At 60.4% G+C, this 12,550-nt stretch carries 15 protein-coding genes; 6 read left to right on the forward strand and 9 right to left on the reverse strand.

The features are described from left to right. Nucleotides 1-86: 86 nt before the first annotated feature. The 4 genes from AC07YV_RS23215 to AC07YV_RS23230 are packed head-to-tail and all read right to left on the reverse strand — an operon-like array spanning nt 87 to nt 2,823. Nucleotides 87-1,385, reverse strand: a complete 1,299-nt coding sequence (locus AC07YV_RS23215; RefSeq protein ID WP_102701608.1) for an NAD(P)/FAD-dependent oxidoreductase — start codon at nt 1,383-1,385, stop codon at nt 87-89. A 60-nt stretch (nt 1,386-1,445) separates the two neighbouring features. Then, nucleotides 1,446-1,619, reverse strand: coding sequence for a DUF3094 domain-containing protein (locus AC07YV_RS23220; protein ID WP_007970531.1), 174 nt, complete (start codon nt 1,617-1,619; stop codon nt 1,446-1,448). 53 nt (nt 1,620-1,672) lie between these two features. Further along, on the reverse strand, nt 1,673-2,200 hold the full coding sequence (locus AC07YV_RS23225; RefSeq protein ID WP_102701609.1) for an MOSC domain-containing protein: 528 nt from the start codon (nt 2,198-2,200) through the stop codon (nt 1,673-1,675). Further along, nucleotides 2,197-2,823 (reverse strand): DUF1780 domain-containing protein, encoded by a 627-nt coding sequence (locus tag AC07YV_RS23230; protein ID WP_007970534.1) that lies wholly within the window; start codon nt 2,821-2,823, stop codon nt 2,197-2,199. The genes AC07YV_RS23225 and AC07YV_RS23230 overlap by 4 nt, the downstream gene beginning before the upstream one ends. 219 nt (nt 2,824-3,042) lie before the next feature. Between AC07YV_RS23230 and AC07YV_RS23235 the strand changes: the two genes are divergently transcribed. Genes AC07YV_RS23235 through AC07YV_RS23245 form a run of 3 tightly spaced genes read left to right on the forward strand, consistent with a single transcriptional unit; the run spans nt 3,043 to nt 6,895 of the window. Continuing rightward, on the forward strand, nt 3,043-4,386 hold the full coding sequence (locus AC07YV_RS23235; protein ID WP_102701610.1) for an aromatic acid/H+ symport family MFS transporter: 1,344 nt from the start codon (nt 3,043-3,045) through the stop codon (nt 4,384-4,386). 3 nt (nt 4,387-4,389) lie between these two features. Further along, nucleotides 4,390-5,610: a benzoate/H(+) symporter BenE family transporter gene (locus tag AC07YV_RS23240; protein WP_102701611.1), complete on the forward strand. Its 1,221-nt coding sequence runs from the start codon at nt 4,390-4,392 to the stop codon at nt 5,608-5,610. A gap of 16 nt (nt 5,611-5,626) precedes the next feature. Further along, complete coding sequence (locus AC07YV_RS23245; protein ID WP_102701612.1) at nt 5,627-6,895, forward strand: OprD family porin; 1,269 nt, start codon at nt 5,627-5,629, stop codon at nt 6,893-6,895. Nucleotides 6,896-6,904: 9 nt separating this feature from the next. On the opposite strand, the gene AC07YV_RS23250 is transcribed toward AC07YV_RS23245, so the two are convergent. Further along, nucleotides 6,905-7,147 (reverse strand): DUF2790 domain-containing protein, encoded by a 243-nt coding sequence (locus AC07YV_RS23250; RefSeq protein WP_102701613.1) that lies wholly within the window; start codon nt 7,145-7,147, stop codon nt 6,905-6,907. A 121-nt stretch (nt 7,148-7,268) separates the two neighbouring features. On the opposite strand from AC07YV_RS23250, the gene AC07YV_RS23255 reads away from it, so the two are divergent. Next, the gene (locus AC07YV_RS23255) at nt 7,269-8,201 is read left to right on the forward strand and encodes a LysR family transcriptional regulator (protein WP_102701614.1); all 933 of its coding nucleotides are present in this window, start codon (nt 7,269-7,271) and stop codon (nt 8,199-8,201) included. A gap of 71 nt (nt 8,202-8,272) precedes the next feature. Then, nucleotides 8,273-8,962 (forward strand): energy-coupling factor ABC transporter permease, encoded by a 690-nt coding sequence (locus tag AC07YV_RS23260; protein WP_102701615.1) that lies wholly within the window; start codon nt 8,273-8,275, stop codon nt 8,960-8,962. A gap of 18 nt (nt 8,963-8,980) precedes the next feature. Here AC07YV_RS23260 and yacG read toward each other — a convergent pair whose 3' ends face one another. Genes yacG through AC07YV_RS23280 form a run of 4 tightly spaced genes read right to left on the reverse strand, consistent with a single transcriptional unit; the run spans nt 8,981 to nt 11,889 of the window. Next, nucleotides 8,981-9,181, reverse strand: coding sequence for a DNA gyrase inhibitor YacG (gene yacG, locus AC07YV_RS23265; protein ID WP_007970539.1), 201 nt, complete (start codon nt 9,179-9,181; stop codon nt 8,981-8,983). Next, nucleotides 9,178-9,801: a dephospho-CoA kinase gene (gene coaE, locus AC07YV_RS23270; protein ID WP_102701616.1), complete on the reverse strand. Its 624-nt coding sequence runs from the start codon at nt 9,799-9,801 to the stop codon at nt 9,178-9,180. The genes yacG and coaE overlap by 4 nt, the downstream gene beginning before the upstream one ends. Then, nucleotides 9,798-10,670 carry a prepilin peptidase gene (locus AC07YV_RS23275; RefSeq protein ID WP_102701617.1) on the reverse strand — a complete coding sequence of 291 codons (873 nt, stop codon included), beginning with the start codon at nt 10,668-10,670 and terminating at the stop codon, nt 9,798-9,800. Before AC07YV_RS23275 ends, coaE begins: the two co-directional genes overlap by 4 nt. A 1-nt stretch (nt 10,671) precedes the next feature. Continuing rightward, complete coding sequence (locus tag AC07YV_RS23280; protein ID WP_102701618.1) at nt 10,672-11,889, reverse strand: type II secretion system F family protein; 1,218 nt, start codon at nt 11,887-11,889, stop codon at nt 10,672-10,674. 227 nt (nt 11,890-12,116) lie between these two features. Between AC07YV_RS23280 and AC07YV_RS23285 the strand changes: the two genes are divergently transcribed. Next, nucleotides 12,117-12,539, forward strand: coding sequence for a pilin (locus AC07YV_RS23285; protein ID WP_102701619.1), 423 nt, complete (start codon nt 12,117-12,119; stop codon nt 12,537-12,539). Nucleotides 12,540-12,550: the final 11 nt, after the last annotated feature.

Raw genomic sequence — 12,550 nt, forward strand, 5'->3', positions numbered from 1 at the left:
CTTGCTCGCGATGACGGTGTATCAGGCGACATTGATATCGACAGAAAGGACGCCATCGCGAGCAAGCTCGCTCCCACAGGTTTACATCAGTGCAGCTTCAGCCGTGGCTCAGTACCGCGACCGATCTTGCTGCCCAACATCAGCATCGCCGTGCGGAACGGGCCGTACAGTGCCATCTGGTGCATGCGATACAGCGACACGTAGAACATCCGCGCCAGCCAGCCTTCGAGCATCACGCTGCCGGTGAGGTTGCCCATCAGGTTACCCACAGCCGAAAAACGCGACAGTGAGATCAGCGAGCCGTAGTCGGTGTACTTGTACTCCGGCAGGGGCTTGCCTTCGATGCGCAGTTTCAGCGATTTGGCCAGCAACGAAGCCTGTTGGTGAGCGGCCTGGGCGCGTGGTGGCACATTGCGGTCGCTGCCTGGTTGCGGGCAGGCGGCGCAGTCGCCGAAGGCGAAGATGTTCTCGTCGCGAGTGGTTTGCAGCGTCGGCAGCACCTGCAGTTGATTGATGCGGTTGGTTTCCAGGCCATCGATGTCCTTGAGGAAACCCGGCGCGCGAATCCCCGCGGCCCAGACTTTCAGGCTGGCCTTGATTTCGTTGCCGTCGGCGGTGATCAGGCTGTCGGCCGTCACTTCGCTGACTGCGGCATTGGTCATGACGTTGACCCCGAGTTTCTCCAGGGTTTTATGCACAGGCCCGCCAATCCGCTCCGGCAGCGCCGGCAGCACCCGTGGACCGGCTTCGATCAGGGTGATGTGCATGTTTTCCGGTTTGATCCGGTCCAGGCCATAGGCTGCCAGTTCGTGGGCGGCGTTGTGCAGCTCGGCGGCCAGCTCGACCCCGGTGGCACCGGCGCCGACGATGGCCACGCTGATTTGCTCGATCGTGTCGGTCTGGCCGGCGTGAGCGCGCAGATAGTGATTGAGCAGTTGCTGGTGGAAGCGCTCGGCCTGTTTTCGGGTGTCGAGGAACAGGCAGTGTTGCGCTGCGCCCTGGGTGCCGAAATCGTTGGTGGTACTGCCGACGGAGATCACCAGCGAGTCGTAAGGCACTTCGCGGGCCGGCACCAGTTCCAGGCCGGCTTCGTCATAGGTGGCGGCCAACTGGATTTTTTTCTTCGCGCGATCCAGCCCGCTCATGCGCCCCAGCTGGAACTCGAAGTGGTTCCATTTGGCCTGGGCGACATAGTTGAGTTCGTCTTCGGAAGAGTTCAGGGACCCGGCTGCCACTTCGTGCAACAAGGGTTTCCAGATGTGGGTCAGGTTCGCGTCGACCAGCATCACGCTGGCCGTACCGCGCTTGCCCAGAGTCTTACCCAGACGGGTAGCCAACTCCAGACCGCCGGCGCCGCCGCCGACAATGACAATACGATGGGACATAAGGATAACTCGCAAGGCTAAAAGAAATCGGTGCAATTACCCGAGCGAGCGCAAGGCAGCTCATAGCGTCAGGTAACTGATAAGTCGGCTCAACAGGCCCAGACCAATGGTCACTGCCAATACCAGTACAAGGAGCATCCACGGCCGGAAAGGTCGGCGCTCGACTTGGTGCTGGGACAACTGCAGGTACTCTTCGACATGCTTTTGGTCGTCGGGGTTCAGGCGGCTGGTCATATCGGGCCTCGTCAAAGGTAGACGTTGCTGAATGTGTGGAAGCTACAGTGTTTTTACCCAGGGTTGAACGCAGCATAGCCACTGTCTGGAACGGGTTCGACGCTGACGATATCGTCCAGGCGAATGATTCCACTTTGTAACACCCGGGCAGTGATTCCGCCATGTCCGCGCACGGCCTGAAAGGTGCCGATGCCCAGGTTGCTTTCAAGGCGCGCGCAGGGTTGGCACCAGCCGGTGGTTTCGAACGTTGCCTGGCCAATCCGGAAGCGGCGGCCCTTTAGGCTGAACAGATTGATGCCACTGATAACGAGATTGCGCCGCAGATCTTCAGGCCGGACCGGATGATCCTGTGCACGCCCCATCAGCGAACTGATCACCGCCAGATGCTCCCACTGAATCAGCGTGACCTGCCGCGCATTGCGCACGCCGGGGCGGGCGTGGTCGCCGGTCAGGCCGGCCTCCAGGCGCGCTTCCACGGCATCGAGTTCAAGCATCGCCGAACGTGATTGCGGGCGCACGCCGATCCAGCGCACACGACCTTGTTGCGGCACCTCGGCGATCAGCTCCTGCAGCGGGCTCACAGGCTGATACCGACGTCGAAGACAATGCTGCGTCCCAGGTTGCTGCGCAAGAAGTCCGGCGCATCCGGGTGAGCGAACAGCACGCGGGCAAATGTCGGCCCGACCAAGGACAGCGAACGCCAGCCCTGGCGCAGGTACTCGGTCGGCGGCGGGAAATGGCTGTTGAGGTCCAATACTTCGCGTTTGAGGCTGGCGAAGGCAATGATGTCCAGTTCACCCAGATCCATGCCGCGCTCTTTGTAGTTGTGCGCTTTTTTGCGCAAGGTCGGCGCCAATCGCAGCAAGAACTCGTTGGCGGGGATGCGTCGTGGCTTGGCCTCGCGGCGTACCAGCTGGCTCAGGGAAAACGCGCTGCGTCGGCGTTGCAGTTCGTCGCGCCATTCATCGTTGAGGCGCCGGCCCTCGTCGAGCACGAAGAACACCTCGAAACTGGCATCGCGAAACAACACATCCGGCGGCTCCCCGGCGGGGGCGAACTCATCGGCGCGATAGGGAATGTTCAAACCTTGCAACAGGCGCTGGCACACCCAACGCTCACGCTCCCATTTGCGGGCATTGGACAAAAACGCGTTGGCTTGCTCGGCCGCGATGGTCAGCAGGCGTAAATAATCTGAGTCATCCATAGGCCCAAGCTTAGCGTTCAAATGTGATCGCAAAGAAGACAATTTGTCGGAGAGGCTCATAAGCCTTCCGTTCCCATGCCCGTTTCAGGGCCCTGCACAAAACGGATAGTGATCTGCGCGCACTGGCTATTGCCACGTGGCGGGCGGCTCTACCCTCGGCTGTACGGACGTAAGCCGTGTTACCGCCGCTCTAAAAAACAACAACAAGAGATAGATGCCATGCGCAAGATCGACGTACATGAGGTTATCGACAACGCTCGTTTCAACCGCTTTCACTGGATGGTGCTGTTCTGGTGTGCCCTGATCATCATCTTCGACGGTTACGATCTGGTGATCTACGGCGTGGTCTTGCCGATGCTGATGAAAGAGTGGGGGCTCAGTCCTCTGCAAGCCGGTGCACTGGGCAGCTATGCACTGTTCGGCATGATGTTCGGCGCGCTGTTCTTCGGTCCGCTGTCGGACAGGATCGGCCGCAAAAAAGCCATCACGATCTGCGTGATGCTCTTCAGTGGCTTCACCGTGCTCAATGGTTTCGCCCGCAACCCCACGGAGTTTGGCCTCTGTCGCTTCATTGCCGGGCTCGGCATTGGCGGCGTGATGCCTAACGTCGTCGCACTGATGAACGAGTACGCGCCGAAAAAAATCCGCAGCACGCTGGTCGCGATCATGTTCAGCGGTTACTCGGTGGGCGGGATGCTGTCTGCCGGGCTGGGCATTGTGCTGATCCCGAGTTTCGGCTGGCAGTCGGTGTTTTACGTGGCGGTCCTGCCGTTGCTGTTGTTGCCGCTGATCATGTATTTCCTGCCCGAATCGGTGGGCTTCATGTTGCGTCAGGGGCGTCATGAAGAGGCGCGCAATATTCTTCAGCGCATCGATCCGGCCTACGTCGCGCAAACCTCCGATCAACTGCACATGGCCGAGGTAAAAGGCACGGGCACCCCGGTGTTGCAGCTGTTCCGTGAAGGCCGTGCGCTGCGCACGCTGATGCTGTGGCTGGCGTTTTTCTGCTGCCTGTTGATGGTGTACGCGCTGAGTTCCTGGCTGCCGAAACTGATGGCCAACGCCGGTTACAGCCTGGGTTCGAGCCTGTCGTTCCTGCTGGTGTTGAATTTCGGGGCGATCTTCGGTGCGGTCGGTGGCGGGGTGCTGGGCGACAAACTCAATCTGCCGCGGGTGCTGGCGGTGTTTTTCGCCATGGCGGCGGTGTCGATCACGCTGTTGGGCTTCAACAGCCCGATGCCGGTGTTGTACCTGCTGATCGCCATTGCGGGTGCCACCACCATTGGCTCGCAGATTCTCTTGTACGCCTGCGCCGCGCAGTTTTATTCCATGACGATTCGTTCTACCGGTCTGGGCTGGGCGTCGGGCATTGGGCGCAACGGGGCCATCGTCGGTCCGCTGCTGGGTGGTGCCTTGCTCGGGATCAGCCTGCCCCTGCAGCTGAATTTCATGGCGTTTGCCGTGCCCGGTGCGGTGGCGGCCCTGGCCATGACCGTGTTCGCCATAAGCAGCCGACGCAGCGCTGCAGGTCTCAATCCTGTGTTGTCAGCGACCGGTGCCTGAGTGATGAAAGCGTTTTTCCAGGACTTCTCGTTGTCAGCCGCGGTGGCTGGATTCATTGCCACGGTGATTTCCTATGCCGGTCCATTGGTGATCATCTTTCAGGCGGCAGAAGCGGCCCATCTTTCGCGGGAAATGCTGTCGTCCTGGATCTGGGCGATCTCAATTGGCAGTGCCGTGCTCGGTATCGGTTTGAGCCTGCGCTACCGCGTTCCGGTGATCATCGCCTGGTCGGCGCCAGGCTCGGCGTTGCTGGTGACGCTGTTGCCGGACATCTCCATGGCAGAGGCGGTGGGGGCTTATCTGGTCAGCAGCCTGGTCATTTTCGTGGTTGGCATCTCGGGGGCTTTCGACCGGATCATCAGCAGGCTGCCCGCGGCCATCGCGGCGGCGATGCTGGCGGGGATCCTGTTCAGTTTCGGCACCGGGTTGTTCGTGTCGATGCAGCACAAGCCGGTGCTGGTCCTGGCGATGTTTGCCTGCTACCTGATCTGCAAGCGCGTGATGCCGCGTTATGCGGTGATGCTGGTGCTGGTGGTGGGGTGTTCGATTGCCGCGTTCACCGGTGATTTGCATCGTGAAGCGCTGGTGATCGGCCTGGCCACGCCGGTGTGGATCACGCCCGAGTTCAGCCTGGGCGCGATCCTGAACATCGCCTTGCCGCTGGTGATGGTGGCGCTGACCGGTCAGTTCGTGCCCGGCATGGCGGTGCTGCGCGCCAGCGGTTATCCGACGCCGGCGAGCCCGATCATCGCCAGCAGCGCGCTGGGCACCGCGCTGCTGGCGCCCTTTGGTTGCCATGGGCTGAATCTGGCGGCGATCACCGCGGCGATCTGCACCGGTCGCGAAGCCCACGAAGATCCTCACAAACGCTACGTGGCCGGGGTCGTCGGCGGCCTGTGCTACCTGCTGTTGGGGATCTTCGGCGCCACGCTGGTCTCGCTGTTTTCAGCGTTCCCCAAAGAGTTGATCGCGGCGCTGGCCGGGCTGGCCCTGTTCGCCGCCATTGCCGGCGCGTTGACGGGCGCGATGGCGGTGCCGAGCGATCGTGAAGCCGCGCTGGTGACCTTTCTGGTCACGGCTTCGGGCATGTCGTTGTTCGGTTTGTCCGCGGCATTCTGGGGGCTGATTTTCGGCATGGTCACCCATGTGCTGTTGAGCGTCCGTCGTCCCGTTCCCCATCGCCAATCCACGGCTACTGAAGTCCTTCAACCAGTCGATCAATAACAATAAGAGAAAAACGATGAAACAGATTCTCCCAACAACCGGTTCGGCGTTGTCCCTGGCTGTCGTCTCGAGTTTTTCCACAGGTGCGATGGCGGCGCAAACCGGCTTTGTCGAAGACACCACCGCGACGTTGCAGGCGCGCAATTACTACTTCAGCCGCGACTATTCCGACATCGTCGGCGCCAACCAGCAATCGAAGGCTGAAGAGTGGGCCCAGGGTTTCATCCTCAACGTGAAGTCCGGATACACCCAGGGCACTGTCGGGTTTGGGGTGGACGTCATCGGCTTGCTCGGTCTCAAGCTCGACAGCGCTCCGGACCGGACCAATACCGGTTTGCTGCCGGTGCAGGACGACGGCCGCGCGCCGGACAACTACAGCCGCCTGGAAGGCGCGTTGAAGATGCGCTACTCCAGAACAGAGCTGAAAGTCGGTGAGTTGCAACCCAATCTGCCGGTGTTGGCATTCAGCGATATCCGCCTGCTGCCACCGAGTTATCAGGGTGCAAGTATCACTTCCAGCGAGATCAATGGCCTGACGCTGCAGGGTGGTCACTTGAGTTCAACCAGCCTGCGCAACGAGGCTGGCGACGAAAAGATGCAAGCGATGCTGGGGCACGTGCCGCAGCGCCAGGTCAGCAGTGACGGTTTCAATTTTGCCGGCGCTGATTATGCCTTCAACGACAAGCTCAGCTCGGTCAGCGCCTGGTACGGGCAACTGGAAGATATCTACAACCAGCGCTTTCTGGGTTTAAAGCACAGTGAACCGGTGGGCGACTGGATCCTCGGCGCCAACCTCGGTTACTACGATTCGCGCGAGGACGGCAAAAAACTGCTGGGCAACATCGACAACCAGGCGTTCTTCTCGTTGCTGTCGGCCAAGCGTGGCGGTCATACGTTTTACGTCGGCTATCAGGGCATGTTCGGCGACAGCGCGTTTCCACGGGTGTTTGCCAACATCTCGCCGCTGGGCAACGAAGTGCCGACCTACGAGTTCGCCTCCACCGATGAACGTTCCTGGCAGGCGCGCTACGACTATGACTTCGCGGCGCTCGGCGTACCGGGGCTGACCAGTACCGTGCGCTACATCAGCGGCAATAACGTCGATACCGGCAAGGGTTATGAAGGCAAGGATCGCGAGCGTGACCTGGACATCGGCTATGTGTTGCAGAGCGGCAGCCTCAAAGGCCTTGGCATCCGAGTGCGCAACGCGATGGCGCGTTCAAACTACCGCAGTGATATCGACGAGAACCGCTTGATCCTCAGCTACACCTGGACCTTGCTGTGAGCCCATTGATTACAGGTTGCTGGTGCAATCACCGATGACGTTATAGGTCACGCGGTGGGTCTGGCCCTGATGATCGACATACTCCATGGTCGCCGGTACAACCCCGCACGCGGTCGCAGTGTCGGACACAGAAACCACTTTGGCGATGTCCAGTGACTGCGCCGGGTTGTACAGGACTGCGAGCGGCTCGTTGTCAGCGGCCATGGCCGAGGTGGCGATGACGGTCAGCAACAGGCTGATCAACGTTTTCATGTTGGCGTGCTCCGTGTTGTAGGTGATGTTTGAATTTTAGTCTTTGCCACCGACGGATAAAGGGGCGAACGGCGGATGCAGCCTTACATAAAACGTAACAGTCATCGCCCGAGGGGGGCTTATGGATGTGCTTAACAACTTGCGCGTGTTCATCCGGGTGGTGGATTGCGCCAGTTTCACCGGGGCTGCCGATGCGCTGGATCTGTCGACCGCGCAGGTATCCCGATTGGTCGCGGATCTGGAGGAACATGTACAGGCGCGCCTGCTGCAACGCACCACGCGGCGCTTGAGCCTGACCGACGCCGGCGAGCGCTTCCTGCTGCGCAGCCGGCAAATCGTCGACGCCATGGATGAGGCAACGGCCGAGGCCCGTGGCGCTCATATCAATCCGGCCGGACGCCTGCGGGTGCACAGCATGAACGGCCTGGGTGTGCTGCTCACACCGTTGATCGCCCGCTACAGCGAGCTTTATCCCGATGTGGTGTTCGAGCTGACCTTGTCGCAGCTCAATCCCGATCCGCTGGAGGAGGGGCACGATGTGGTGATTTCGATAGCTCCCGAACTGGCCGACTCGCAAAGGGTTGCGCAGGCCGTTGGTCAGATCTACAGCGTGCCCTGTGCCTCCCCGGCTTACTTGCAACGCCGGGGTGTACCGCGGCAGCCGCTGGCGCTGAACGATCATCAATGCCTGCGCATGCTCGACCCCTTGTACAGCGATCAATGGCTTTTCCAGGACGAGCACGGCGAGCACGCCGTCAGCCCGGCCAAGACCTTTCAGTGCAACGTTGCCGAGTCGATGGTCAAGGCTTCGGAGGCGGGCATGGGCATCAGCCTGCTGCCGTTCTACACCGCGACGCGGCCCTTGAGCGACGGCACTTTGCTGCGCCTGTTACCGGCATGGCGCCTGCGCGAGCGTAATGTGTATGCGCTGTATCCTTCGCGACGCTTTCTCGATGCCAAGGTCCGCACCTGGGTGGATTTTCTCAAGTCTGAGTTGCCGAAGCTGTTTGCCGAACATGACGCGGTGACGAACGATCCGCGGCATTGGGCTTGAAGTCGAAGGGCAGGCGAGCGGCGGTGTAGACTGAGTGTCATTTGTCTTTCGCCAAGGAGTCGCGCGTAGCCATGATCGGTGCAGAGTTGCTGTCATCGCAAACCCTTGCGGTCGGCTGGCTGATCTATGTGCCCGTGTTGATCTGGGCGATCTGGCGCGCGCCCTGGGTTGAACTGTTCACCGACAGCCGTCGTCAGCACCTGCTGTTTGGAACGGTGTTTGCGCTGTTTCTGTTGTGGCTGGTGCGGCGCGACTTTGATACCGGCGTGTCTTACCACTTCATCGGCATGACAGCGGTGACGCTACTGCTGGACTGGCCGCTGGCGCTGCTCGGCGGGTTGGTTGCACAAACGGGGCTGGTGCTGCTCGGCCGACAGGACCTGGCGGCCGTCGGGGTCAATGGCGCGCTGTTGATTGCACTGCCGGTGCTGGTCACCGAGTGTTGCGCGATCCTGGTGGAGCGGGCGCAGCCACGAAATCCTTTTGTGTATATCTTCGTTTCCGGATTTTTCGCCGCCGCGCTGTCGGCATTGCTGTGCCTGCTGCTGGCGCTTTGGTTGCTATGGTTCGACGAGCGTTTTGCCATGCCGTACTGGCTGGAAGATTTTGTCGGATATCTATGGCTGATCATTTTTCCCGAAGCCTTTATCAACGGCATGATCGTCAGTGCGCTGGTCGTGTTTTGTCCGGAGTGGCTTGAGACGTTCAACCGCACCCGCTACCTCTCGGCCCCCTGGAAGGACGACGATCCCAAGCCCTGAAATCGTCGAACCGGTGGATCAGTGGCGCGGATCGAAGTCACCGCTGAACATCTCGTCCTCGGCATCGGGAGCCACTGGAATCTTGTGTTCTTCGGACGCCCAGGCACCCAGGTCGATCAGTTTGCAGCGATCGGAGCAGAATGGCCGGAATTTGCTCTCGGCGGTCCATTCCACGGGGGCGCCACAGGTTGGGCATTCGACGGTTGTTGGTTGGCTCATGACTGGCCTCCACGCAAAGTAAGATAAAAGTGATGCAGGCGTTCGACCTCGCTGTGCAGCCAGGCCAGATCGCGGTCGTTGACCACGACGTCGTCGGCATGGCTCACGCGATCCTGGCGGCTGGACTGGGCCTTGAGGATCGCCTGGACTTGCTGCTCGCTGGTCTGGTCACGGAACAGGGTGCGTTCGATCTGCAATTGTTCCGGGGCATCGATCACCAGCACCCGTTGGGTCATGGCGTACTGACCGGACTCGATCAGCAGCGGCGATACCAGAATCGCATAAGGTGATTTTGCCAGCGCCAGGTGATGAGCGATTTCCTCGCCGATCAGTGGATGCAAGAGGGCCTCCAGCCAGCGGCGCTCTTCAGGCACTTCGAAGATCAATTTGCGTAGTGCGGCGCGGTCCAGTTGACCGTCGGTCTGCAACACGCCGGGGCCGAAGTGTTCGGCGATTTGTGCCAGTGCCGGGCGGCCAGGTTCAACGACCCAGCGAGCGGCATGATCGGCGTCGACCACATGCACGCCCAGATCGATGAAGTGTTGGGCGGCCGCGCTTTTACCGCTGCCGATACCGCCGGTCAGGCCGAGAATCCAGGGTTTTTCCACAGGGGTATTCATTTCAAACCGACAAACTGCCAATAGAGGTCGGTTATTTGACCACCCCAGAGCAAGGCAATCCAGCCGGCAATGGCCAGATAGGGACCGAAAGGGATCGGTGTCGAGGTTTTTGCATTGCGCCAGCGCAGCAGCATCAGCCCGATAATGGCACCCACCAGCGAGGACAGGAGGATGGTCAGCGGCAAAATCTGCCAGCCACCCCAGGCGCCCAGCATCGCCAGCAGCTTGAAGTCACCGTAGCCCATGCCGTCCTTGCCGGTGATCAGCTTGAACAGCCAGAACACCGACCACAGCAGGCCGTAGCCGGCGATCGCTCCCCAAAGCGCCTCGTGCAACGACACGAACAGGCCGAAACTGTTGACGATCAACCCCAGCCAAATCAACGGCAGCACCAGTACGTCCGGCAATATCTGATGTTCGGCGTCGATCAGGCTCATCGCCAGCAATCCCCAGCTCAGGACCAGCACCAGGGCGGCCGGCCAGCCGAAGCCGAAGTGCCAGGCAACAAACGCCGACAACAACCCGCAGGCCAGTTCGGTCAACGGATAGCGCGGGCTGATCGCTGCCGCACAGCCTGAACAGCGGCCGCGCAAAAACACATAGCTGAGCAGCGGGATGTTTTCCCAGGCGCGGATTCGGTGACCGCAGTGCGGGCACTGGGAGTGGGGCAGCAACAGGTTGTAGGTCGGCAGTGGCGTTTCGCCAGGTAGCCCGAGAATGTCATGGGCCTGCTCACGCCAGTCGCGTTCGAGCATTTTCGGCAGGCGCCAGATCACGACATTGAGGAAACTGCCGACCAGCAGGCCGGTGATGCCTGCGAGAAGGACAAAGGCCAGCGGAGAGTGAATCAGGATTTCATTCAAGGGCATGTCAGATCGCTGAGCCAAGTTGGAAGATGGGCAGGTACATGGCAACTACCAGTCCACCGACGATAACACCCAGCACCACCATGATGAACGGCTCCATCAGGCTGGTGAGGTTATCGACCATGTTATCGACGTTGTCTTCGTAGAATCCCGCGACTTTGTCGAGCATGGCGTCCAGGGTGCCTGACTCTTCGCCGATGGCCGTCATCTGTATCGCCATGTTCGGAAAGACGCCGGAGGTACGCATGGCGAAATTCAATTGCATGCCGGTCGAAACGTCTTGCCGGATGCGCAACACAGCGCGCTTGAACACGCTATTGCCGGTCGCGCCGGCCACTGATTGCAGGGCCTCCATCAGCGGCACGCCAGCAGCGAAAGTGGTCGACAGTGTACGTGCGAACCGGGCCACGGCGGACTTGTGCATCAGGGTGCCCACCAGCGGCAGTTTCAGCAGCCAGGTGTCCATCCGGTCACGCAAGGCCGGGGACTTCCCGAGGGCGTGGCGCACGCCGAAGGCCATCGTGAGCAGTGCACCAAGGACCACCCACCACCAGGCCTGCATGAATTGCGACAGGCCAATGACCATCACGGTGAAGGCCGGCAGTTCGGCGCCGAAGCCTTTGAACACCGACTCGAACTGCGGCACGACATTGACCAGCAGAATCCCGGTGACAATCGCCGCGACGAACACCACCACCAGTGGGTAGGTCATGGCTTTTCGGATCCTGGCCTTGAGGGATTCGCTTTTTTCCTTGTAGGTCGCGACCCGCTCCAGAAGGGTGTCGAGGGCACCGGCCTGCTCGCCGGCATCCACCAGGTTGCAATACAGCTCATCGAAATACCGGGGCTTCTTGCGCAGGGCGGCGGCGAGGCTGCTGCCTGCTGCAACTTCCTGTTTCAGTTCGTCCACCAGCGTGCGCATGGCCGGGTTATCGAAGCCCTCGCCGATGATGTCGAAGGACTGCAACAACGGTACGCCGGCCTTCATCATCGTCGCCATTTGCCGGGTGAACAGGGCAATGTCCTGGGCCTTGATACGCTTGCCCATGCTGAACACAGATGGGTTTTTTTTGCGAACCTTGCCGGGACTGATGCCTTGCTTGCGCAGTTTCGCCTTGATCAGCGCCGGGTTTTGAGCGCTGAGTTCGCCGGTCACTTTTGTGCCTTTGCGGTCGATGCCTTCCCATGCATACACGCTGATTTTCGCTGCCTTGACCGCCATGTTCAGTCCTGGGTATTCCGATTGAGTTGCTCTTATAGCCTAGTCAAAGGATGGGGCCAAACCCGCCAGGGTGAGGTGACAAAAAACGTCAGATAGTGCGGGTTCTGGTGGGAGGAAAAGGCCTGACGGCTACCAGGTCCCCTGCCAACAGGGGCTTCCGGCCTTGGCACAGGCTGTGCTGCCAAGGGGCAGGTCATGAGCCTTCGACTCATGCATGGAGCTTGTACATGAAGAATCAGAAAGGTTTTACCCTGATCGAGTTGCTCGTCGTGGTGGCGATCATCGGGATCCTGGCAACACTGGGCCTGCCGATGTATTCCAAGTACCAGGCCCGGGCCAAGGTCACGGCGGCGATGGCCGAGCTGACTGCGATGAAAGTGCCGTTCGAGGATGTGATCAATCAGGGGGAAACGCCGACAATTGCCAACGTGGCGCCCGCCGGTGAGGCATCGACCACCCATTGCACCCTGTCTGTGACGGCTACAACGCCGGAGGGAGCGGGATCAATCGTATGTACGTTGCACAATGCCCCGGGGGTGGTCCAGGGCAAAACCGTCACCCTGACACGGGACGAAGCCAAAGGCTGGTCATGCAAGAGCAGTGTTTCCTCGGATTACTTGCCTAAAGGGTGTTCCGGTTCTGCGGCATGAGTTGCTCAATC

This window comes from Pseudomonas sp. GW456-E7 (assembly GCF_059424105.1).

Coding starts and splice junctions, on each gene's coding strand:
- AC07YV_RS23285 (WP_102701619.1), top strand. CDS start 12,117: ATGAAGAATCAGAAAGGTTTTACCCTGATCGAGTTGCTCGTCGTGGTG.
- AC07YV_RS23250 (WP_102701613.1), bottom strand. CDS start 7,147: ATGAAAACGTTGATCAGCCTGTTGCTGACCGTCATCGCCACCTCGGCC.
- AC07YV_RS23215 (WP_102701608.1), bottom strand. CDS start 1,385: ATGTCCCATCGTATTGTCATTGTCGGCGGCGGCGCCGGCGGTCTGGAG.
- AC07YV_RS23220 (WP_007970531.1), bottom strand. CDS start 1,619: ATGACCAGCCGCCTGAACCCCGACGACCAAAAGCATGTCGAAGAGTAC.
- AC07YV_RS23280 (WP_102701618.1), bottom strand. CDS start 11,889: ATGGCGGTCAAGGCAGCGAAAATCAGCGTGTATGCATGGGAAGGCATC.
- yacG (WP_007970539.1), bottom strand. CDS start 9,181: ATGAGCCAACCAACAACCGTCGAATGCCCAACCTGTGGCGCCCCCGTG.
- AC07YV_RS23255 (WP_102701614.1), top strand. CDS start 7,269: ATGGATGTGCTTAACAACTTGCGCGTGTTCATCCGGGTGGTGGATTGC.
- AC07YV_RS23260 (WP_102701615.1), top strand. CDS start 8,273: ATGATCGGTGCAGAGTTGCTGTCATCGCAAACCCTTGCGGTCGGCTGG.
- AC07YV_RS23235 (WP_102701610.1), top strand. CDS start 3,043: ATGCGCAAGATCGACGTACATGAGGTTATCGACAACGCTCGTTTCAAC.
- AC07YV_RS23275 (WP_102701617.1), bottom strand. CDS start 10,670: ATGCCCTTGAATGAAATCCTGATTCACTCTCCGCTGGCCTTTGTCCTT.
- AC07YV_RS23240 (WP_102701611.1), top strand. CDS start 4,390: ATGAAAGCGTTTTTCCAGGACTTCTCGTTGTCAGCCGCGGTGGCTGGA.
- AC07YV_RS23245 (WP_102701612.1), top strand. CDS start 5,627: ATGAAACAGATTCTCCCAACAACCGGTTCGGCGTTGTCCCTGGCTGTC.
- coaE (WP_102701616.1), bottom strand. CDS start 9,801: ATGAATACCCCTGTGGAAAAACCCTGGATTCTCGGCCTGACCGGCGGT.
- AC07YV_RS23230 (WP_007970534.1), bottom strand. CDS start 2,823: ATGGATGACTCAGATTATTTACGCCTGCTGACCATCGCGGCCGAGCAA.